This window comes from Parasphingorhabdus sp. W113, assembly GCF_055693205.1.
Map to the genome: position 1 here is coordinate 2,435,993 of NZ_CM146328.1, position 22,448 is coordinate 2,458,440.

18 protein-coding genes and 1 pseudogene are annotated in these 22,448 nt (G+C 58.7%); 10 read left to right on the forward strand and 9 right to left on the reverse strand.

All coding sequences use genetic code 11. The features are described 5' to 3' along the window. Genes ACZ1GS_RS11760 through ACZ1GS_RS11770 form a run of 3 tightly spaced genes read left to right on the forward strand, consistent with a single transcriptional unit; the run spans position 1 to position 3,769 of the window. On the forward strand, positions 1 to 2,163 hold the full coding sequence (locus ACZ1GS_RS11760) for a DUF362 domain-containing protein (RefSeq protein WP_472695372.1): 2,163 nt from the start codon (positions 1 to 3) through the stop codon (positions 2,161 to 2,163). After that, on the forward strand, positions 2,160 to 3,245 hold the full coding sequence (locus tag ACZ1GS_RS11765; RefSeq protein WP_472695373.1) for an NAD-dependent epimerase/dehydratase family protein: 1,086 nt from the start codon (positions 2,160 to 2,162) through the stop codon (positions 3,243 to 3,245). Before ACZ1GS_RS11760 ends, ACZ1GS_RS11765 begins: the two co-directional genes overlap by 4 nt. Beyond that, complete coding sequence (locus tag ACZ1GS_RS11770; RefSeq protein ID WP_472695374.1) at positions 3,242 to 3,769, forward strand: hypothetical protein; 528 nt, start codon at positions 3,242 to 3,244, stop codon at positions 3,767 to 3,769. Before ACZ1GS_RS11765 ends, ACZ1GS_RS11770 begins: the two co-directional genes overlap by 4 nt. Here ACZ1GS_RS11770 and ACZ1GS_RS11775 read toward each other — a convergent pair whose 3' ends face one another. After that, entirely contained in the window at positions 3,770 to 4,990 is a 1,221-nt protein-coding gene (locus ACZ1GS_RS11775) for a hypothetical protein (protein WP_472695375.1), read from the reverse strand. A 162-nt stretch (positions 4,991 to 5,152) separates the two neighbouring features. Here ACZ1GS_RS11775 and ACZ1GS_RS11780 point away from each other — a divergent pair, with 162 nt between their 5' ends. Then, positions 5,153 to 5,749, forward strand: coding sequence for a phosphatase PAP2 family protein (locus ACZ1GS_RS11780; RefSeq protein WP_472695376.1), 597 nt, complete (start codon positions 5,153 to 5,155; stop codon positions 5,747 to 5,749). On the opposite strand, the gene ACZ1GS_RS11785 is transcribed toward ACZ1GS_RS11780, so the two are convergent. Together ACZ1GS_RS11785 and ACZ1GS_RS11790 are read right to left on the reverse strand one after the other, a co-directional pair. Beyond that, a complete protein-coding gene (locus ACZ1GS_RS11785) occupies positions 5,674 to 7,455 on the reverse strand; it encodes a hypothetical protein (protein ID WP_472695377.1) in 1,782 nt (593 codons plus the stop codon). The two genes, ACZ1GS_RS11780 and ACZ1GS_RS11785, sit on opposite strands and share 76 nt — an antisense overlap. Before the next feature lie 86 nt (positions 7,456 to 7,541). Then, a complete protein-coding gene (locus tag ACZ1GS_RS11790; protein WP_472695379.1) occupies positions 7,542 to 8,747 on the reverse strand; it encodes a hypothetical protein in 1,206 nt (401 codons plus the stop codon). Between the two features lie 428 nt (positions 8,748 to 9,175). On the opposite strand from ACZ1GS_RS11790, the gene ACZ1GS_RS11795 reads away from it, so the two are divergent. Next, the gene (locus ACZ1GS_RS11795) at positions 9,176 to 9,718 is read left to right on the forward strand and encodes an MOSC domain-containing protein (RefSeq protein ID WP_472695380.1); all 543 of its coding nucleotides are present in this window, start codon (positions 9,176 to 9,178) and stop codon (positions 9,716 to 9,718) included. Between the two features lie 7 nt (positions 9,719 to 9,725). Here ACZ1GS_RS11795 and ACZ1GS_RS11800 read toward each other — a convergent pair whose 3' ends face one another. Then, on the reverse strand, positions 9,726 to 10,784 hold the full coding sequence (locus ACZ1GS_RS11800; protein ID WP_472695381.1) for an alpha/beta fold hydrolase: 1,059 nt from the start codon (positions 10,782 to 10,784) through the stop codon (positions 9,726 to 9,728). A gap of 178 nt (positions 10,785 to 10,962) precedes the next feature. Between ACZ1GS_RS11800 and ACZ1GS_RS11805 the strand changes: the two genes are divergently transcribed. The 4 genes and pseudogenes from ACZ1GS_RS11805 to ACZ1GS_RS11820 all read left to right on the forward strand — a co-directional run bounded on the left by ACZ1GS_RS11805 (position 10,963) and on the right by ACZ1GS_RS11820 (position 15,289). Further along, a complete protein-coding gene (locus ACZ1GS_RS11805) occupies positions 10,963 to 12,012 on the forward strand; it encodes a VOC family protein (protein WP_472695382.1) in 1,050 nt (349 codons plus the stop codon). Positions 12,013 to 12,020: 8 nt separating this feature from the next. Then, positions 12,021 to 12,779: an SDR family NAD(P)-dependent oxidoreductase gene (locus ACZ1GS_RS11810; protein ID WP_472695383.1), complete on the forward strand. Its 759-nt coding sequence runs from the start codon at positions 12,021 to 12,023 to the stop codon at positions 12,777 to 12,779. A gap of 478 nt (positions 12,780 to 13,257) precedes the next feature. Continuing rightward, a pseudogene (locus tag ACZ1GS_RS11815) lies at positions 13,258 to 13,617 on the forward strand (outer membrane protein assembly factor BamB family protein); the annotation flags it as partial. 58 nt (positions 13,618 to 13,675) lie between these two features. Then, a complete protein-coding gene (locus tag ACZ1GS_RS11820) occupies positions 13,676 to 15,289 on the forward strand; it encodes a PQQ-binding-like beta-propeller repeat protein (protein WP_472695384.1) in 1,614 nt (537 codons plus the stop codon). Positions 15,290 to 15,316: 27 nt separating this feature from the next. Here the strand turns inward: ACZ1GS_RS11820 and ACZ1GS_RS11825 are convergent, their stop codons facing one another. The 5 genes from ACZ1GS_RS11825 to ACZ1GS_RS11845 are packed head-to-tail and all read right to left on the reverse strand — an operon-like array spanning position 15,317 to position 21,273. Next, the gene (locus tag ACZ1GS_RS11825) at positions 15,317 to 16,153 is read right to left on the reverse strand and encodes an HpcH/HpaI aldolase/citrate lyase family protein (protein ID WP_472695385.1); all 837 of its coding nucleotides are present in this window, start codon (positions 16,151 to 16,153) and stop codon (positions 15,317 to 15,319) included. Then, positions 16,150 to 16,602, reverse strand: a complete 453-nt coding sequence (locus tag ACZ1GS_RS11830) for a MaoC family dehydratase (protein WP_472695386.1) — start codon at positions 16,600 to 16,602, stop codon at positions 16,150 to 16,152. Before ACZ1GS_RS11830 ends, ACZ1GS_RS11825 begins: the two co-directional genes overlap by 4 nt. Continuing rightward, positions 16,602 to 18,494: an ATP-binding protein gene (locus tag ACZ1GS_RS11835; RefSeq protein ID WP_472695387.1), complete on the reverse strand. Its 1,893-nt coding sequence runs from the start codon at positions 18,492 to 18,494 to the stop codon at positions 16,602 to 16,604. Before ACZ1GS_RS11835 ends, ACZ1GS_RS11830 begins: the two co-directional genes overlap by 1 nt. Positions 18,495 to 18,503: 9 nt before the next feature. After that, positions 18,504 to 20,105 (reverse strand): carboxyl transferase domain-containing protein, encoded by a 1,602-nt coding sequence (locus tag ACZ1GS_RS11840; RefSeq protein ID WP_472695388.1) that lies wholly within the window; start codon positions 20,103 to 20,105, stop codon positions 18,504 to 18,506. Between the two features lie 4 nt (positions 20,106 to 20,109). Beyond that, positions 20,110 to 21,273 carry an isovaleryl-CoA dehydrogenase gene (locus ACZ1GS_RS11845; RefSeq protein ID WP_472695389.1) on the reverse strand — a complete coding sequence of 388 codons (1,164 nt, stop codon included), beginning with the start codon at positions 21,271 to 21,273 and terminating at the stop codon, positions 20,110 to 20,112. 117 nt (positions 21,274 to 21,390) lie between these two features. Between ACZ1GS_RS11845 and ACZ1GS_RS11850 the strand changes: the two genes are divergently transcribed. Beyond that, positions 21,391 to 22,287, forward strand: coding sequence for a LysR family transcriptional regulator (locus tag ACZ1GS_RS11850; RefSeq protein ID WP_472695390.1), 897 nt, complete (start codon positions 21,391 to 21,393; stop codon positions 22,285 to 22,287). Positions 22,288 to 22,448: the final 161 nt, after the last annotated feature.

Consider the following 22,448-nt stretch of genomic DNA (forward strand, 5'->3'; position numbering starts at 1 on the left):
ATGACCGCTCCCTTTGTTGCGATTGCAGATGTCCCCGGAGCACCGGGCTGCGCCATATTGGACCAGGCCATCGCCCTGTCCGGCCTGCAAAGCGCCGCAACCCCCAAAATCGCGGAGGCGCTGCAGCGGAAAGATGCGTGCAATATCATCATCATTCCGTCTTTTGATGGATTTGATGCAGAAGGGTCGACCGCAACCTGTCCGGAACTGGTCGAGCATCTGATTGATCTTTTGTTCGACTGGGGCGCAACTGCAGTGGCCGTAGGCTCGACTCCCGGCACCGCTTCCCTGTGGCTGGAAAACCGCGATGTCTACATGCTGGCGGACTTGCTGGGTTACCAATATGTCACCCCCAGGGGACGCGACTATGATGTGCTGGATCTCTCCGAGGAAACCGTCAGCGATAAGGTACAGGCTGGCGATATTCTCGCGGACACACCGCTGTCGAGCCAGTGGCTGGCAGCAGATATGCGGATTGTTTTTGCGGCCAACCGCACCGACGAAGACGAGGGCTACGCGCTGTGCCTTTCCACCTTGCTCAATGCCCTGCCGCTGACCAACAAGGATTATCACTACCGGTACCGCCGCGATCCCGGCGATGTGATCGCTGCATTGCTCGCGGCCGCGCCGGTCGATTTCGCACTGATTGACGCCGTGCGCAGCAGCCATGGCAATGGCGGTGCGCGCTTGCCCTGCCTGATAGCGACAGACACGATGATCATCGCCTCGGACCCGGTGCTTGCTGATCATTATGGCGCGTTGAAAATGGGACTCGACCCGTTTGTATCACGACTGGCTGCGACCAGTCTCCGGCGCCCGAACCTGCTGGATGCGGTGCAGCTGAAGGGGCCGCTGGATCCCTATCCGGGCTGGATCAACGTTGACCCGCTTCTGATCGACTCCACCAGAAGACGGTCACGAAGTCTGGCGATTGACAGTTCGGTGCGGCCGGTTCTGCAGAAAGTCGAACGCACGCATTTTCCTTTTGCAAACCCGATCAACGATCGCGCCAACGCCGTTGCGACATCCTTGCTGGGCTATGGCGAGGATGCGGAACGTGCGCCGCAAACTGACACAATGGCTGATCCATCAGCGTCGACAATAATCGCGGCCAACTATGCTCTCGGTCAGGTCGCCCAGTCCCAGGAAGCCTGGCAGATCTTTTTCGACAAGGATCAGCTGACGCGCCGCGATGCGCCGGTGGATATTGATCCCGCCACGATAAGCGAAGCCGATTGGCTGGGACTAGCGGATGAGTTGTTGCCGAAGGCCGCTTTGCTCAACGCCACCCGCGTGGACCCGGCGGGATTGCGCTGGCGTTATCATGATGGCGCGGTGCTGTTCGATTGCGTGCGGCGTTTTCCGATGCGCTTTGAAGCATTTGCCGACGCGGTCCCGATTCATCGCACGATTCAGTTCATGAATGACTATATTGGCGGCGATGCGGTCACCATTGCTTGCGATGACGAGGGCCGCGTGACCAGGCAAATCGAACGCAACCTCTATCTGCCACAGCCCAATTTCACGGTACTGGCGGGCGGTGAGGTGATTGACGTGACCAAGATCGAAACGGTCGCTTATGAAACAGGCAAACAGACGATGTTCTGGAAAACCGTTCGCAGCGCCAATGGGTCAGCCATTGCCGATGACGGTATCGTCCGCTTTGAAGAATTGGGTGATGATGTGCTGGTCACAATCTGGGCCCGCCAGCATTTTCGCCTGCCTCCGTTTCTGGAATTGTTCGATCTTGATCTGGTGCCAGATTTCAAGGCTGCCCTCGTCCAGGATGCCTATACCCGTTTTGCCAGTCGCACCTTTGCCAATCTCGAGGCTGTGGCCGAAGGACGCGACGTCCGGATCGGCAGGCCATGGACCAACGACAGCCGGGGGCCGGATCTTCCGGTCGAGCAACTGAGCCGGCTGGTCGAGACGATGACCCAGAATGGCGCACTCGATCCGGTGGCCTGGCTCAAGGATACCCTAACAAGACCGTCCGATACCGGCTCCGAGCCCATTCTGGTCGACGAAGACGGGTTTCGTCATTTCAAACCGGCTGCGAGTTCTGATGACGGGGAGCAGATCATGCGGATCAAGCCGGCATGGGACAATCTTGTCGGTGATCTGAAACAGGCGGCCCGTGTTGATTTTGGGACACCGTCATGAAGGCGCTGGTCACCGGAGCCAATGGCCTGATCGGCGCCAATCTGATGCGGGCACTGATCAGCGCTGGCCATCAGCCCTCTGGCCTGGTGCGTCCAACCGCAGATACGCGCCATATCGAAACCCTGCCGGCGCCGCTTGTCTTTGGCGATGTTCTGGATCCCGAGACCCTGGCGGCCGCTGTAAGCCAGCAGGATGTCATTTTCCACACCGCGGTTCCGTTCAGCTATTGGGGTCAGGATCCGGACAATCTGCATCGCACTGCGATCGAAGGGAGCCGCAATGTCATTCTGGCGGCCCGCAACGCCGGAATCCGGCGGATCGTCATGACATCCTCCTCCATCACCCTCGGTGCTGGCTATCAACCGACCGTCAGTAATGAAACGCAAGACGCAGAAGACCGGCCCGATGAACCCGCTTATGTGCGCGCCAAAATAGCCCAGGAAAAAGCGGCTCTGGCGCTGGCCGAACAGCATCAGATCGAGATTGTCTTTGCCTGTCCAACGATGAGCGTCGGTCCCTTTGGCGCGTCTCTCGGGCCCAGCAATTCGGTGATCACAAGCTATCTCGCCGACCCGTTCCATCTGACCTGGCGCGGGGGCTGCAACATCGTTTCGGTGCGCGACGTCGCCAAGGGGCATATCATCCTCGCCGAACAGGGCACACCCGGACGGCGGTATATCCTCGGTTCGGAAAATCTGCACTGGCAGGACATTCACAGCATCATCACCGAACTTGCAGGTGTGGCGCCACCGTCTCAAATGGCCAGCGCCACCCAATGCTATCTGATTGCCTTGGCCGAAGAAGCCCGTGCCCGGATCACCAAAAAGCCGCCATTGGCGACGCGGGCGCAGGCCAAAATGGTCGGACGCTATTATTGGTACAGCCATGACGATGCAGCAGCGCTTGGCTTTGAACCGGTCTCGGCGCGGGCGGCCTTGGCTGATGCACTGGCCTGGCTCTCCCCCTCTCCGCATGTTGACCGGGAAACGCGAACCGGCATGACACTAGCCCGCGAAGTCCATATCGCGCGCACCGCAACGCAAAACCGAGAGCGGGCTCTTTTGTTGGAGTCTGGCAGATGAAGCAGTTTCATACGCTTGTCGGCGCACGCAAGCCGGTCGACCATATCGCTCTCGCCGTCCGCGACAGCTTGCCCGACATTGCGCCGGCGCTCGATGATGTCGAGGTGATCCGGTCGCTGCAGCGCACCAGTCAGGCCGATGGCTCGGTGATGCTGATCAACGAATGGCGCGTCAATCCGAAGCTGCCGGCCTCGCTCAAAAATGTCATCACACCCGATATGCTGGGATGGGAGGATCATGCCGTATGGAATGCCGACATGATGCAATGTCGCTGGCAGATAAAGCCCTATTTCATGCCGGAAGCCATCACCTGCTCCGGCTCCACACGCTTTGAGTCCGCCATGGGCGGTCGCGGGACACGGGCGGTGTTCGAAGGTGTTTTTGACATTGATAACAACGCGCTCACCCGCATACCGGCAGCCTGGCGCAGCGCGGCATCAAGCGGCATCGAAATGCTGATCGGATCGATGATCCCGAAAAACTTCCGCAAGATGATCGATACGATTGCGGCGACCGAAAACTGATCAACCGACCAATATGCTGTGGTGAAACCCAAGGCGCGGATCGGCAGACGCGGGCAAAGTCGGCACAAATTCCTGCAGATCCGGCATCGGCACCCGGAAACGCAGACTGTTGGATGGATAGTCGTAAATGCTGATGTGATTCAGCCCGCGATTGGCGGTGAACAGCAGCTTCTGGTCTTTGGACAACTGACAGGCATAGACAGAATCCAGCAGTGAAAAGCGGCTGACCCGCAGCGCACCGAGAAAATGCTGTGAATTGCTGAACACATTACCGCGCGTAAATGTGTCATATAATTGCGTCGCGACCTCACGCGGACGGCTGGTGACTTCGGTCATCTCGGGACGTTCATCGATCATGCGATAGCTTGCGAAATCGTCAAAATTCACGAACAGGATCGATTGACTGCCGCCGTTGCAAAAGATCAGTTCGCTATCCGATTGCGTAATGTCGGAATTGATATGAGCCGGCGTTTCCCTCCCGGTCGCCCAATGGCGCTGGACGCATTTCTTTTGCGCATCAATCTCGAAGACATATTCTTTCAGATAGGACATCCCCCACTCGTGATAATCCATATGGTCCTGCGGGGCGACGCGAAAGGAAATCGCGTAGAACAGATCTTCCGAGCGATGCGGTAAAACGTGCCAGCAGGTCGCCGGCAAGGCAACGACATCCACAGCACCGGACTCCATGTCGCGGATACCGACATGACAAGCCTCACCGCGGCGGCCATCGGCAGGATTGTCCATCGATCCATAACATAAATAGCGCCGCGAAGCGGTCAGCTTCATGGCGTGCGGCAATTTGACCTGATGACGCTCCAGCTGTTGCGGGTTTTCCAGATCATCGACCGAGAACCGATAGAAATGCTCGCCAATGGCGGTCACAAACTGTTTGTCATCAAGCCAGGCAAGATGGGTGCTGCCCTGCAGCGAGGTGCGCGGGCTTTCAAAACGCAAGGTCGAAATACGGTGCGTTTCTTCCAGGGTTTCGGCGTCAAAAAACAGCAGATGCTGCCCCGCATTGCCAAGAAAGCCGAGACTGGCCGACGGGTTGATCGCACAGGCATGGCCCGCAGCGATGCCGTCATAATATTTGATCTTCCAGGCGAACCGATTTTCTGCCGGATCAAAAAGGAAGAGGCACATGCCCGCCATGCCTTCGAGGCCATTTATCCCGTTGCCATCGAGCGCGATGTAAAACGCATAAGGATAGCCTCGCATGAACATCTCCGCATGATTGCCAATCAAGCTGGCTCCAATCCGGCTCGACTCATCGCTGCTTAGCACAAAAGCGGCGGACTTTCGCTAATTTTTGTGCTATTAGAACATCATATAAAAATAAGTTGGTCGCTTGTTGAGTATATTTACGAAGTGGATATGCACATGAGTCGATGGTTCCAACGCCGTGATCTGAGAACACCATCCGCCGTCGGTGGTGGCTGGCATCAGTCGGTCCAGTTTTTCCTTCTCCATTTGAATGACAGCGAAATGCCCGTTGTGAAGCGGTGCGTTTCCCATCTTGATCGCCCTGCGTTACGGACGCTGTCGCTGACCACCAATTACCTGTCCAACGGACTGCTTTATCCCTTGCTCGCGATCGCACTCGCGTTCCTCTTCGGCGAGGCTATCCATAGCGGCATTGTCATCGCGACATGTTCGGCGCTGGCCGCTCACGTGTTTTATCCGCTCGCAAAGAACCGGATCAAGCGAGCGCGACCCTTTGATCACGATCCGACGGTTCCGTCACTCGTCAAAACCCTTGACCGGTACAGCTTTCCAAGCGGTCATGCGATGACCGCAATGGCGGTCTTTGTAACTCTCGCGGCGGCCATGCCAGTCTTGTCACCGCTGTCGATCGCCGCGATCGCGACGATCGGCTGGGCGCGAATATCCGTCGGACATCATTATCCCTCCGATATCCTTGCGGGGTCGCTTATGGGCTTGGTGATGGCGGGGCCGGGATTAGTCTGGTTATATTGACTTGCCTCGCGTTCCGTCGTTGACACGTCGCTTTGCCGCTCCCTCTGCGCCCACCGCTTCCAGGCCGCCACGTCATAGCCGAAATGCTGTCCGCTGATCGCCGTCAGAGTACCAATGACCTGCGACCGCAGCCAGGGCGGATCATCGGTAAAGTCGAGCCGTGCAATTAGCGCCGCGATTGTTGCTACGTCATTCTGGCCCGTATCGGCCACCGCGCGGAGGGCGCTTTGTCCGCGCTCGAAATATTTTTCATAGGAATTGGGCGGCGATGTCCATCGCGTGGTCAGGGATTGGACGGGCACATCCGCCTGGCCCGACAGCGCCATACCCCATAGCAACAGCCGGTGGGCCACATCTTCCGCACGGATCTGCATCGCGCCACCAAAGGCCGAGACCGTCATGCGGGGGATGGCAACCTTCAGCCGAGCCGCAAAAAACCCCGCTGGCGCTCCGCCGGTAGCAGCCTGATAGATCAGCGCCCGCAAGGCTCGACTGCCGCGCGGATCATAGGTTGAGCGATCCCTCAACAAACGATCAATTTGCGCGCCCAATGCCGGCCAATCGGACACCTTATTGTGCGATGGCAGTGGCGCAATCACCGCTGGTGACTGCGGACCGGACAACAGGGCATGACCGCGTGGCCCCCAGACGATACCCCGTCCGTCGTCGCCTGCACCCGCGACAAAAATGGCGCCGTCAATGGCCGCTATTGAAACCGGCCGGCCCTTTTCCAATCGACCGCGGCCGGCCCATTGGTGGCCCAGCGCACTGGACCATAATTCTCCGGTCCGGGATACCACCCATAAGTCTTCGCCATCGCTGGTCAGATCAACAAATGCACCGGTCTCGCCGACCTGCACCGCATCAACCCCGTCATATCTCCAGATCTCGCGCTGGCTGCCCCTGCCGACAATCCCGAACAGCGCCTCCTTATGCACCACCAGTCCGTTAAAATAGCGGTTGAGCGGCCAGCCTTTCACGGTGCGAAAACCAGACCCCGTCCATACCACCAACCGCTTGACCTTGGCATCCGAGAGCGCGCCGTAGAGCTTCCCCTGGAACACGGTCATTTCCTTCAGTCGGCTAACATGGGTCGACGGGGTCGGGTGGATATAGCTTTCGGTCCAGCTTCGCCCGGCATCCTCCGATCGCTGAACGCCGGCATTGCGGGTGCCGGTTATCGCCAGCAAATCGCCCTGCCAAGAAAAGAGCTGGCTGGTATGATAAATCGGCGCATGCGGAATGTTCAACCTGCGCCAGTTGGCGCCGTCGGTCACTGCGATCACGCCATTGCCGAACGACAGCAACGCATCTTCGAACGGCCAGTATAGCAGGCCCTTGTAGACCAGTGGCGTTCCGGCATCCTGGCTGACCAGATGGCGCTCATAACGCGTGTCTCCGGTGACCGGATCAAGGCTCCAGATATCAGCAGAATTGTGGTTGCGGCCCTTGACCGAATTGGCAAACCAAAGCCGCCCGCGATAGCCGATCATCCGAGAAGCCACCGGCCATGGACCAACCTGGGCGAGGATCTCCAGCTGCACCGGCGGTTTTGCTGATAGGCCAGGACTGACTTCGGCAACAGCTTCGGCGCGATCGGCCGTTGCCACCGCCTGCCCGGCCTTTACCAGCGGCGATAGAAGATAGGCAATAGCGACAAGCCCGGTCAGCAGGAGCGCAACAGCTAGGAAACGGCGGACGGGCATTGCTAATCCTTCGGTCAACACCGCGAAGAATGCAATGGCCTAAGCCAAAATCGGACCGCGTGCATCGGCGCCTGCTCCGAACCGGGTTACTCCGAAGATTCCTTCGCTTCTGCCCGCTCGGCTGCGGCCTGCGCGGCTTCGGCATCAATCTGCGCCTGCTGGGCCAGCGCCTGCTCCACCAAGCCGGGCCATTGGTCGATCATTTCCAAGACATCATCATCCCAGTTGAGCTTTGACTTTTTCAACACGGACCGCGCCTGGGTCAAAAACCGCGCGCCCTTAGCGTCATCATCGTCAATATAGGCTGTAGTGCTTTGAAAAAGCAGCGCAATCATGTGAAAATAGTCGGCCACCGGCATCTTCAGCCGCTCCGCGCGCATCACTATTCTTTTGGCGATAATCTGATCGTAACTGTCTGTCTTCACATTGAAATTACTGAGACTGGTGACCGACACGTCATGATAAAGATCATGGATCGGCCGGCAATAGCGGATCGCGCGCAAAATCCCGGCATAGTCCCGGCCAGAACAATCGTCCGGATCCAGCGCGCGATCGGGACTGACTCCCAAGGGCAAAACCGCCGGTGGTTTCCGGTCGCGGTCATAAAAGGCAGCATTGAAGACGGACCGGAAATCGGCAAAGGCAACTGGCCGTTCATATTCGGGCTTTTCGATCAGACTGTCCGATGCCGGATTATCAATTGCAAGGTTCATCTCCACCCGATTGAAATGCAAAATCCCGTTATGATAGCCGGTTTCGCGATATTGTTTCCCCTGGTGGAAAAAACCAATCAGCCGATTGGCATCGGTCCGCGCCCGCTCATATTGCCGGGTGCGGGACCATTGCTTGAACCGGACATTATGGGCGGTCAACGCGAGCAAGAACTGCGCCGGATAACGGGGCTCGGGGATCGCCTGTGGAACCAGCAGCGCCTCACGGAATACATCCTCCTGGGCCTGCTCGAGCAGATCAATATCCGTATCCGGATCGTTGACCAGAGCCACCGCCTTGCTTCTGACCGCCCGGAACGCCTTGGTATCCCGATAGCTTTCATATACCGGCCAACAGGTTTGTATCGCCCGCTTCATGGCGGCGGCATCTTGGCCTTCGCATTGCGACAGGTCATCCCGCTTGTCCTCGGGAAAGTCATGGGAATCCGCATCAAAGGCCCAAAGATCGCCAAAGGAAACCGCAGCCTTGGCCGGTTCGCTGGCCGCTGGTTCGGGCTGTTGCGCGAACGCGCCAGATCCGAGCAGCGCAAGGGACAGTAAGAACGGGAATATCTTTTTCATAAGCCGCTCCATAGACAGAAAAGGCCAACAACAGTCAAACAATCTCGACACCAAGACGCCGGGCCAGGAGAGGCCGTGCCGGCCGTTTTTCGCAACCGCAAAGATCACACCCCAAGGCGCGTTACATATTCTAAAAACGCATAATATTTTCTTTTATTTCAGTTAATAAGAACCGTTACTTGCCAATCGAGTGTGACCTTTCATTCCTGCCGGCCCTGTGTGCCAGTCCTGCAGCGCTCAAAAGCACAGAAAATGTCTGAAACCTTAGCAGAAGACCCGGAATGTAGGAAAGCCCCCGCACGACCCGCCTGTTCCGAAAGCGGGTTGGGAACCGGTCATGCATCCGATGCCGATATACCAACATGCGTTTGGCGATCAGGCCGGTTCTTGATAGACCCAGCTTCATCGAGATTGGGAAAGCACCATCTATGCCAGCAGAAGTAATTTCCGTTTCCCGGAGCGGACAACATGATTTCTCAAAGCGGATCGCGGCTGAAATTGAAATCGTCGCGGGTCTCGGCGTGAGCGATGATGCCCATGCCGGCGTCACGGTCCAGCACCGGTCCCGGGTGAAGGCCGATCCGACACAACCCAATCTCCGCCAGGTCCACCTGATTCATACCGAGCTGTTCGATGAAGTTGCGGCAAAAGGCTTTAGCGTAAAGCCGGCTGATCTGGGGGAGAATATCACCACCAAGGGTATCGACCTGCTTGCACTGCCACGCGGATCCCGGCTGACCATTGGCGACACCGTCTGTCTGGCAGTGACAGGCCTGCGCAATCCCTGTGCACAGATTGATCGCTTCCAGAAAGGGCTTCTGGCCGCGGTGCTTGATAAAGCGCCCGATGGCTCGCTGATCCACAAAGCCGGGATCATGACGGTGGTTCTTGCCGGCGGCCGGGTGCGTCCGGGTGATCATATCACGGTCGACTTGCCGGATCCGCCCTTTCTGCCGCTGGAACGGGTCTGAGCGACAATCATTCGATCAATTTGACCGCCGGTGCGGTTTCCTCGGCCGCGATCAGCGACTGGATCGCGCGGGTGACATTTTCAGACTGCTCAACATGCGGCCAATGGCCCACCTCTGCCAACGGGACGAGCCGAATATCATCGGCAATATCTCTCAGGGCCCTGGCATAATCAGGGACAAAAACCCGATCCTGGTCGCCCCAGATAATCTGGGCGGGCATGGTCAGGCGCGCGTCGCGCGATGGCCAGAAACTGGCTTCGGTAATTGCATCAAAGGCCGGGATATTGGCACGATACCAGTTGATATGGGCGTTGATCCGTTTCGGGTTGCTTGTCGCCGCACGAAACAATGCCCCCTCCTCCGCACTGAGCAACCCTTTGGCAACCAGCGGCTGATAAGCCCCTGTCCAGACCTGCTTGTCGCCACCGAGGGCCACGATCAGTAGCGGATTTGCTTGTTTCAGCCGTTCGATATAGGCAGCGGTCTCTCGCAGTTCCGGATTAGTCTGCATGATCGCCAGCAGCTGGTTTTGCGGTGGCGCGCTCAAACCCGTTACGCTGGCGACGCGATCCGGATAGCGTTGGGCAAATCCGAACGCGAAGGTCGCGCCCCAGTCATGCCCGACGAGATGCACTTTGTCTGCATCGAGGTGATCAAGCAGGGCCTGCACATGGGCCGCCATAGTCTCAAGCTGATAGGCATCCTGATCCTGCGGCGCATCGGATCGGCCTGCCCCGAGGCCATCTATGGCGACGACCCGATAGTCACTTTTTAACGCCTCCATCTGACGGATGAAGGAAAGCCAGTAAGATGGGAAACCATGGAGGAAGAGCACAAGCTCTCCTTCGCCTGCTGTCACATAATGGAGCTGATGACCATCTTGCTCGAAATAGGCTTCGCGAAACGGATAAGCCGCTGCGCCGACGCGGTTGGCGTGAACCACTGCAGGATCGACATCCGATGGGTCTATGCGCACGGGCATGCTGTCCCAAATAACAGCGATCACGCCAGCCATCAGGAAAACGGCCAGCAGGCCGATGCTTGTCAATTTAATCCCGCGTCGCATTGGCCCTATCTTGCATCGAAATTTAACACACAATATGTTCAATAAGGCGAACAATATAATCTCTATTCGGATTTGGATAGCCTATTTATTGACTCTTAGTTCAATAGAAGGATAGAAGGCTCTGAGCCATTGACTGAGCAGCTTTTCCAAGCTCTGTGGTCGCACCAGAAAGAGAGATATGCTGAGAATTTTAGCCGGAATCAGTGTCGCGCTGTCCTTGAGCGCATGCGGCAGTGCTGGAGACGACGCGAATGTCGCGCCGGATGCCGTCATCACTGGTGTAAATTATATCGGAGCATCGGTCGGCAATCTCGACGACACCGTCCAACTCTATGGCGACGCCGTCGACCTCAAACTGGTGAATGAAGAGCCGATTTCGGAAAATCCGCTATTTGACAATTTGGCGGGACGGGCCGGCGTGATGGCAGACACGCGGATGATGCGCAGCGCCAATGCCCAGATCCGCTTCATGGCCTTTGCCAATCCGTCTTCCGACGCCCGGAAAGCCGCGCCGATGGACGTTCAAGGTCCGGGCATAGCTCATGTCTGTTATCAGGTGAACGAGACCACCCAGGCCTATCAGAAGTTTCTCGCCGGAGGAGCAACCCATATCGGCGAAAAGGCGATGGTCCAGTTAAATCCGAAAAACCCGGTTTCCTATGCCTATGCGCGGGATCAAAGCGGACTGATATCGGAGATCGAGCATGTTGATGTCGCGAAACTCGATCTGCCCGCACCGCCGAAAAACCAATATCGCATCCGGCATGTCTCGCTCGCGACGCCGGACATCGACCGGCTGGTCGCTTTCTATACGGCGTTTCTCAACCAGCCATCGCCGCGCCGTGTGGGGGAATGGTTTGCGGTCTCGAGCGAGAAAATCGACAAGGTTTCGGGCCTGCCGGACAGCAAGGTTGAAATGGCATGGTTCCAGATCCGCAATCTGGAGCTAGAGATTTTCCAGTATCACAGCCATCCCACCGAAGATCTCAGCACACCGCGCCCGGTGGATGCGCTGGGCTATAACATGATCGTTTTTGACGTGTCGGACATGGCGGCCGCGCGCAAGCGTCTGGTCGATGCCGGCGGCACAGTGGTCACCGAACCGGGTCCGATGGACGGCGGCGAGATCCTGTTCGGCCGTGATCCTGACGGCAATCTGATCGGTCTGCAAACGGCGCCGGCTGATGCAGTCGTCTCCGCAAAGAATTTTGAAAATAACGGTATCTAGGAGTCCATATGTTTGATTTATCCGGCAATGTTGCACTGGTCACCGGCGGCAATGGGGGCGTCGGCCTGGCCTATGCCCGCGGGCTTGTAAAGGCCGGTGCCAAGGTTGCCATCTGGGGACGCAATGCCGACAAAAACGCGGCTGCTGTGGAAGAATTGCGCGCGATGGGCGGTGAGGTAGAAGCCTTTGCCTGCGACGTGACCGACGAGGATCGGATTGCTGAGGCCTGGGATGCAACCCTGGCCCGCTTTGACAAGGTCGACAGCTGCTTCGCCAATGCGGGCGGCGGCGGTTTTCGCGGCATGTCGCACTTGACCGATCGGCAGACCTGGCTGGACACGATTGATCTCAATCTGATGAGCGTCGTCCAGACATGGCGGCCCGTCACGGCGCATATGCTCGAGCGCAAGGCCGGAGGGAAGCTGGTCGTCACCTCTTCCGTGGCGGCCTTGATGGGCACCGGCGGCGCGGCGGGTTATTCGACAACCAAGGCCGCGGTGGTCGGCCTGGTGCAGGCGCTGGCGATTGAGCTCGGCCAGGCGGGCATCCAGGTGAATGCGATCATGCCGGGCTTTATCGAAACCGAAATGTCGCTCCAAACCAGCAAGGCGTTTCAGGATTCCGCCCGTCGGCGGTCGGCGAGCGGCCAGATAGGCGAGCTGGAAGACATGGAGGGCGTCGCCGTTTTTCTGGCGTCCCGGCATAGCAAGTTCATGACCGGTCAAAGCATGGTCATGGACGGTGGGCACACCATCCACCCGATGTAATCCACGACGGGTCGGCGAGCAGGCCGACCATAGCAACAGGCATCAGGAGTCCGGCATGGTAGTCCCCAAAATCGCCCATTGGTTTTTCGTTGTGCTGTTCGCGCTGATCGGCCTGCTTTTGACCGTCCCGGGCGGCTATCTGGTCACGCTCGGGGGCAGTCCCTATTACGTCATAGCGGGTTTGGTCACGCTTGGACTGGTGGTCCTGATGATCCGGCGCAGCGCCTGGGCCCCGAAAGTCTATGGGGTGATTATCGCGCTGACCCTGATCTGGGCGCTGTTCGAGGCGCAGCTCCACTTTCTCGCCCTGCTGCCGCGGATCGCCGCGTGGCTCGGCATGGGACTGTGGTTTCTGACGCCCTGGTATCGCCAATCTCTGCGTGCCGACAAAGCGGAAGAATCCGGCACCGATATGACAACCAAATGGTGGGTTGGCGGCCCAAGCCTGGCCGCGGTCGCAGTCCTGATCCTGGCATCGATGCAGGGCTATATCCAGAACGGCACCGGCACGGTTCGAAGCGTGGATAGCGTCGAAGCGACGACCGACTGGCGCCATTATGGCAATAGCGAAGGCGGCACCCGGTTTGCCCAGATAAGCGATATTAACACCGACACAGTCGGCGGCCTCAAGGAAGTCTGGCGCTACCGCACGGGCGTCGAGGAAGATTTCAAGGCGACTCCGCTGCAGGTTAACGGCATGCTTTATATGTGCGCCGCGCTCAATGTCATGATCGCGATTGACGACAGCACCGGCAAGGAAGTCTGGCGTCACACGCCGGATGTTGCCCCGCCAGCCGCCCATCAATATGCCCGCACCTGCCGCGGAGTTGGCTATCACGAAGCGCCGGCGGATTATAGCGGGCAATGTCCGAAGAGGATCATCACCGCGACCGTCGATGCGCAGAATCATTGCGGTCGATGCGATGACCGGCCAGCTTTGCACGGACTTTGGCGCCAACGGTTCCGTCGATCTGCGGACCGGCATGGGAGACCATGCGGTCGACGAATATTATGTCACCTCGGCCCCGCTGGTCGCCGGCAATAATCTCGTGGTGGGCGGACAGGTTCTGGATTCTCAGGATCTCGGCCTGCCGTCCGGGGTCGTCCGGGCTTATGACGCGATGACCGGGGCCTTTGTCTGGGCCTGGGATCTCGGCAATCCCGGGGTCCACAGTGAACCGGGGCCTGGCGAAACCTATATATTGGGTACGCCGAATGTCTGGTCGATCATGAGCTATGACCCGGAGCTGGACCTGATCTATGCGCCCACCGGCAATGCGTCACCTGACTATTTCGGCGGCGCGCGGCGGGACTTTGATGACGAATGGTCGTCCGCAGTGGTCGCGATTGACGGCAAGACCGGCGAACCGCGGTGGAAATATCAGACCGTCCATCATGACATCTGGGATTATGACGTCCCTGCCCAGCCGGTGCTGGTCGATGTCACGCGGGATGGCGAAAACGTGCCGTCGGTCGCGGTGCCAACCAAAATGGGCGCGATATTTCTGCTCGATCGCCGGACCGGCGCGCCGGTCCACCCGATTGAAGAACGGCCAGCCCCGCAAGGCGCGGCGGACGGCGAATATCTGTCGCCGACCCAGCCCCATTCGCCGCTGCCAAATTTTCACCCCTACCGCTATGAAAAGGACATGTGGGGACTGACCCCGATCGATCAGATGGTCTGCCGGATCGAATATCGCATGATGCGTTATGAAGGCATGTACACCCCGCCATCCCAGCAGGGCACTTTGCTCTATCCGGGCAATTTCGGGGGCTTTAACTGGGGCAGTGTTTCGGTCGATGCCGACAATGGCCTGCTCGTCGCCGCGCCGATGATGCTGGCCCACCGGTTGCTCCTCGTGACCCCCGAACAGGTCGCCGAGGCGGGACCGCGCGGCGCGCTGTTGCTGGGCAAGAACCATCCCGCTGTGCACATGGATCCGGACGGACCAAAGCCGAAAATGGGCGATGCTGATCCCGATGACCCCTATGACCACCGGCAGATCAAGTTTTTCGGCCTGCCGATGCCCTTCATGTCGATCCTTGGCACCCAGGTGCCCTGTTTCGAACCACCCTGGTCGCGGATCGCGGTCATGGATCTCAACACCAAGGAACTTTTGTGGAGCCGGCCCGCGGGCACGATGAAGGATAGCGGGCCGTTCAACCTGCGGCTCAACATACCCCTGGAAGTCGGAACCGCGGTTCGGGCAGGAACGCTGACCACGCGCGGCGGGCTTACCTTTCTCAGCTCGACAATGGACAGCACGGTCAGAGCCTTTGACCTGCGCACCGGCGAGGAAAAATGGGCGGCCGCCCTGCCCGGCAATGGGCAAGCGACGCCGATGTCCTACCGCTCTGAAAAATCAGGCAAACAATATCTCATCGTCACGGTGCCCAATCCCACCTGGCGCTATCCGCGCGACCCGGATACCGGCGAATATGTCGATTCCCAGAGCGTGCGCGATGGCAAGGGCGGCTATGTGATTGCCTATGCGCTGGAGGACGACTGAGCGGATCACCGACAGGCGGAAACCCGACTAGGACGCAATCTTCGCCAGAAGCTTTTCGGCCTGGTCGAGATGCGGTTTGTCGATCATCTTGCCGTCCAGTTCGAGCACGCCGGCGCCCGGATTGCCGGCAAAGGCCGCGACGACAGCCTCAGCCCAGGCGATCTCGTCAGCGCTGGGGGTGAAGGCGGCGTTGATGGTTTCAATTTGAGCGGGATGGATCGCCATCATCCCGGCAAAACCGTCACGCGCGCTCGCTCGGGCGTAGCGTTCCAAACCGTCGAGATTCTTGATATCGGGAAAGACCGTATCGATCGCCGCAACACCGGCGGCGTGGGCCCCGAACAGGGTTAGAGCGCGGACCATATCATAAGGCGCGGTATAGCTGCCGTCATCATGGCGCGAGGTCGCGGCCCCGATCGCCGCCGGCAGATCCTCTGCACCCCAGGTCACGCCGAGCAGGCTTTCGCCAACATCCTGAAAACTGCCGAGCTGGAACACCGCTGCGGGCGTTTCGGTGGCGATCGGCAGGATGGGTATATTCTGCCCGCCCAACAAGGACTTTAGCTGCGAAACCGAACCTGCCCCTTCGGCTTTCGGGAGCACAATACCGGCGGGCGGGGCCGATAACAGGCTGTTGACATCAGCGATCGCCAGCGGGCCATCGAGCGGATTGATCCGCACCAGAACCGGCACCGGCGCGGTCTGCGTCAGATACTTTGCCACCGCCTCGCGCGCGATCTGCTTGTGGGCCAGCGACACGCTGTCTTCGAGATCGAGGATGATCGCGTCGGCACCGCTTTGCGCCGCCTTGTCAAAACGCTCGGGGCGATCGCCGGGAACAAATAGCAGCGAGCGCAAAATCATGCGTCCTGTTTCTTCAACAGCGCGCTGCGCAGACATTGGCAAACCACTTCGTCGCGCTGATTGATCAGCTGATGCTCAAAGGTCACGATACCGGCTTGCGGTCGCGATTTGCTCTGCTTGAGCGTTTTCACTTCGCTGGTCGCCCGCATGGTATCGCCGATAAAAACCGGTTTGGGCATGACCAGATCGGTATAGCCGAGATTGGCAACCAGCGTCCCCAAAGTCGTGTCGCCGACCGACAGTCCGACCATCAGAGAGAATGTAAACGTCCCATTGACCAGAATCTGGCCAAACTCGCTCTGCTTGGCCGCCTCGGCATCGAGATGCAGCGGCTGCGGATTGTGGGTCATGGTAGTGAACAGAAGATTGTCGGTTTCGGTCACCGTCCGACGGATGTCGTGCGCGATCGTGTCACCGATGGCCCATTGATCAAAAAAACGGCCTGCCATTATGCTTGCTCCCCGTCGCTATCGGGTTTGTCGATTTGAATCAGCAACGCATCGCTGACCACCTGGGCATTGAGGTCGGGACCAACCGCGCTGACCACGCCGTCAAACGGGGCGGTTATGGCATGTTCCATTTTCATCGCTTCGAGCACCATCAGTTTCTGCCCGGCCACCACGGTGTCACCAGCGGCAATGTCCAGCGCAATCACCTTGCCCGGCATGGGCGAGAGGATCGCCCCATCCGCTATGCCAGCCGCAGGACCGCCTTCTTGGCGTTCGAGCGCGATGCCGAAACTCTGGCCCCTTGCGGTCACCAGCGCGACATCGGCGCTGGCCCGGGAGACAAAGACATCGCCGCCAAAATCGGCCGGTGCAGCGACCTGATAGGTCTGCCCAGCCGCAGTCATGTGCACCGTCCGCGACGGCGCCCGATTAAGCCGGAAGCCGAACAGCCCGCGATCATCGCTGTGCTGATATTGCGCAACAAGCTCCCGGGCCGCCTGGCGCAACATCTCGGCATCCGGTTCGGCAATTGGCATCAGGGCGGTGCCGTGATCTTCAATGAAGGAAGTGGTGATGTCGCCCGCGACAAAGGCCGGATGCGCCACGGCATTGTACAAAAAGCCCGCGTTGGATTTGACCGGCCAGACGGCCAGGCCATCCAGCTTGTCCTGCATCAAAGCAAGCGCTTCGTGCCGGCTATCCGCATGGGTGATGACTTTTGCGATCATCGGATCGTAAAAGGGAGACACGACATCGCCCTGGTCGACACCGGTTTCAATCCGTACATAGTCTTCGGGAAAATGGCATTGTTCCAACAGGCCGGTGGAGGGCAAAAAGCCACTGGTGGGATCTTCCGCATAGAGCCGCACTTCCACGGCGTGGCCATTGATGCTCAATTCATCCTGCTTCAACGGGATCGGCTCACCGCTCGCCACCCGCAACTGCCATTCGACGAGATCAACGCCGGTAATTTCTTCGGTCACCGGATGCTCGACCTGCAGCCGGGTGTTCATTTCCATGAACCATATCCGGTCGGCCCGCAGACCTTCGCTGGCATCGGCAATAAACTCAATCGTGCCGGCGCCTTGATAGTCGACCGCCTTGGCGGCGCGCACGGCGGCGGCACATAGGTCGGCCCGGGTGGTGTCATCCATCCCCGGCGCGGGCGCTTCCTCCACTACCTTCTGGTGGCGCCGCTGCAGCGAACAATCGCGTTCGAACAGATGCACGGCATTGCCATGGCTGTCCCCGAACACCTGGACTTCAATATGGCGCGGACTGGTGATCCATTTTTCGATCAGAACAATATCATTGCCAAAACTTGCCTTGGCTTCGCGCTGACAGGAGAGCAAGCCATCGGCAAAATCGGCCGCGCTGTCGATCTTGCGCATGCCCTTGCCACCACCGCCAGCAACCGCCTTGATCAGCACCGGATAGCCAATGGCCTCGGCCTGCTCTGCAAGATGATCCGGATCCTGATTGTCGCCAAGATAGCCGGGTGTTGTCGGCACGCCGGCTTCGTCCATCAATGTCTTCGCCGCGTCTTTCAGCCCCATGGCGCGGATGCTGGCGGGCTTTGGCCCAACCCAGATCAGACCGGCATCGATAACCGCCTGGGCGAAATCCGCATTTTCGCTGAGAAAACCATATCCGGGGTGGATTGCCTCTGCCCCGGTCTGTTTGGCCGCAGCGATAATCTTGTCGCCAACCAGATAGGATTCAGCGGCTGGAGAACCGCCAATATGAACCGCTTCATCGGCTTCGCGCACATGCATCGCGCTGGCATCGGCATCGGAATAGACGGCGATCGTGCGAATTTGCATTTTGCGCGCTGTCGCCATGATCCGGCAGGCAATTTCGCCCCGGTTGGCGATCAGAAGAGATGTAATCATATCGCCCCCCTACATCCGGAACAGGCCGAATTGCGCCCTGTCCTCTATCGGTGCATTCAGTGTCGCGGCAAAGGCGAGGCCCAGCACGTCGCGAGTTTGCACCGGATCGATAATCCCGTCATCCCACAGCCGTGCGGTCGCAAAATAGGGATTGCCTTCATCCTCATAGAGCTGCCGAACCGGGGCCTTGAACGCTTCCTCCTCTTCCTCGGTCCAGCTGCTGGCATCCCGATGCACTGTGGCCAGAACGCTGGCGGCCTGTTCGCCGCCCATGACGCTGATCCGGCTGTTCGGCCAGCTGAACAGGAAGCGCGGGGAATAGGCCCGGCCACACATGCCGTAATTGCCGGCGCCAAAGCTGCCACCGATCATCACCGTCACTTTGGGCACCTGCGCGGTTGCGACCGCGGTCACCAGCTTGGCGCCATGTTTGGCAATCCCTTCCTGCTCATATTTGCCGCCGACCATGAAGCCGGAAATATTCTGCAGAAACAGCAGCGGGATTTTCCGCTGGCAGGCCAGCTCGATGAAATGGGCGCCTTTCTGAGCGCTTTCGCTGAACAATATGCCGTTATTCGCCAGGATCGCGACCGGCATGCCGTGGATATGCGCAAAACCGCACACCAATGTCGGCCCGTAGAGCGCCTTGAATTCATGAAATTCACTGCCATCGACCAGGCGTGCGATGATCTCGCGCACCTCATAGGGCGCACGCACATCGTCCGGAATAATCCCGTAAAGATCCGCCGCATCATATTTGGGCGCACGGACCTCTTGCAAAGCAACATCCGGTTTGCGATTCTGGGGCAGCGTTGCAACAATATCCCGCACGATTGTGAGTGCATGGTCGTCGCTGTCGGCGACATGGTCGACAACGCCGGACTTCTTGCCGTGCATATCGCCGCCGCCCAGGTCTTCCGCACTGATCTCTTCTCCGGTTGCGGCTTTGACCAGCGGCGGACCGGCCAGGAAAATCGTTCCCTGATTGCGGACGATCACGGTTTCTTCCGACATGGCCGGCACATAAGCACCACCCGCCGTGCAACTGCCCATCACGCAGGCAATCTGCGGTATCTGCTGCGCGCTCATATTGGCCTGGTTGAAAAATATCCGGCCGAAATGATCCCGGTCCGGAAAAACCTCGGCCTGATTAGGCAGGTTCGCGCCGCCGCTGTCGACCAGATAAATGCACGGCAGCCGGTTTTCGAGGGCAATTTCCTGTGCGCGCAAATGCTTCTTCACGGTCAGCGGATAATAGGTCCCGCCCTTCACCGTGGCATCATTGCACACGATCATGACATGCCGCCCCGACACTTGCCCGACCCCAACGATCAGTCCGGCGCCGGGAACGGCGTCATCATAAAGCCCGTTGGCGGTGAGCTGCCCGATCTCCAGAAAGGCAGATCCGGGGTCCAGCAGCCGCTCGACGCGATCTCTGGGAAGCAGTTTGCCGCGCGACACATGGCGGTCGCGGGCCTTCTCGGTGCCACCCAGCGCCTGAGTTGCGACCTTGCTGCGTAGCTCCTCGGCCAGCGCCCGGTTATGCGCCGCATATTGTTGAAAGGTTTCGCTGGCCGCGCTGACGGCGGATGGGAGGATCGGCGCAGTCATTGCTTCATGCGCCCCCGATCAATTCGCGCCCGATCAGCATGCGGCGGATTTCATTGGTACCGGCGCCAATATCCAGCAGCTTGCTGTCTCGCCAATAGCGTTCCACCGGCCAATCCGTGGTGTAGCCAGCCCCGCCCAGCGCCTGGATCGATTCCTCGGCAACACGGACGCTGTTTTCCGACGCCAGCATGACGGCACCTGCGGCATCAAAGCGGGTGGTCTGCCCCGCATCACAGGCCTTGTTGACATTATAGACATAGCTGCGGGCGCTGTTGAGCCGGACATACATGTCGGCAATCTTGCCCTGCATCAGCTGGAATGTACCAATCGGTTTGCCAAATTGCTTGCGCTCGCGAACATAGGGAATGACCGTATCGAGACAGGCCTGCATGAGACCCAGCGGAATCGCAGCGAGCACAGCGCGTTCATAGTCCAGTCCGCTCATCAACACGCCGACGCCGCCATTGAGCGGCCCCATGACATTTTCTTCCGGCACCTCGCAGTCGTCAAAGACCAGCTCGGCGGTGGGGCTGCCCTTCATACCGACTTTCTCGATCTTCTGACCGATCGAAAAGCCTTTCATGCCCTTTTCGATCAAGAAGGCGGTGATGCCGCCCGACCCGGCATCCGGGCGGGTTTTGGCATAGACCACCAGCGTATCGGCATCGGTGGAATTGGTGATCCAGAATTTCGTGCCGTTGAGGATGTAACCGCCCTGCACCGCTTCGGCTTTCAGCTTCATCGACACAACGTCCGACCCTGCCCCGGCTTCCGACATTGCCAGCGAACCGACATGCTCGCCGCTGATCAGCTTGGGCAGATATTTGGCTTTCTGTTCCGGGGAGGCCCAGCGCCGGATCTGGTTGACGCACAGGTTGGAATGCGCGCCGTAGGACAGGCCCAGAGCGGCGCTGCCCCGGCTGACTTCTTCCACCGCAATGGCATGTTCAATATAACCCAGCCCAAGCCCGCCATCTTCTTCTTCCACGGTGATCCCGTGCAGACCCAGCGCGCCCATCTGTTCCCATAATTCCCGCGGGAACCAGTCTTCCCGGTCCATTTTTTCGGCCAGCGGCGAGATTTTTTCATCGGCAAAGCGCCGCGTCGTATCGCGGATCTGATCCGCCATCTCGCCCAGTTGGAAATCGAATTCGGGAGTGGCTATCATGATCATCACCTCTGATTGGGAGCCAGACTGGCCCAGTCAACGCCAAAAACCAGTTCCTAGCGCCCTTTTCAATATTTACAAAATTGATTTTAATCGAATTATGTATAGTATTTCTTTATGATAACGCGCACCCAGATCCGACAGTTTCTCGCCGTAGTGGACGGCGGCAGCTTTACCCGTGCGGCCGAGCTGATCAATGTGACCCAACCGACCCTTTCCACCGGTGTTGCCGAACTGGAAAAGCATCTCGGAACAAAATTGTTCATCCGCGAAAAGCGGCGCATACAGCTGACCGAAGCCGGCAATCGGTTATTGATCCACGCCCGCAAGATCCAGCGGGAATTTCGCCTTGCGGAAGACGAAACGACAGCCGCCGCGGCGGTGGTGGAACCGATCCGGCTCGGCGTCCTTGAAAGCCTCGCGACACCGCTGCTGGAAGCGATCGTCTTTGATTATCATGAACAGGGTTGTGAAAACCCCTTGTCGATCATCGAGGGGAAGGACACCGAACTGTCGGCCCATCTGTCGAAAAACACCGTTGATGCCGCCATCACGCTGATCGACAAAAAGGCCATCTCGAGCAATGCGACCGCTTTGTTCGACGAGCCCTATATGCTCATGGTGTCGGACCAGCACCGAATCGCAAACAAGCCGATTGTTTCGCCAGAGGAAATCAGCACCGAAACCATGATCGCCCGGCGCTCCTGCGAAATCCTCTCCCAGACCAGCAAATATTTCACCTCCCACGGGGCCCGCCCCCCATTCAGCCTGCGATCAAACCACGAGGACAGGATCATGGCCATGGTCCGCGCCGGCCTTGGGATGACGGTTGCGCCGCTATCGCACCGCGTAGATGGCGTGACAGCGGTCCAACTCGAAGGGTTTCACTATAGCCGGGATATCGGGCTGGTTTTTGGTACAGACTGGCTCGAAAATTTTGGCAGCGATCACGCCCTGGGGCAGGTCGTAAAAGAGAATCTGGATAAGGATAACTTATCGACCAACCAAGCTTGATGCCATGATCCAACCGGAATAGCTCCGCTCTCGGTTGGCGGCATTCCAATCCGACAGCCGCTTTCCGTCACAAGAGAAATTTAGTAAGAACAAGAAAATCTTGCCAGCGCTTTTCAATGAAAAAATGTATGCCCGTCACCAACTAGACTTTTACCAAACGC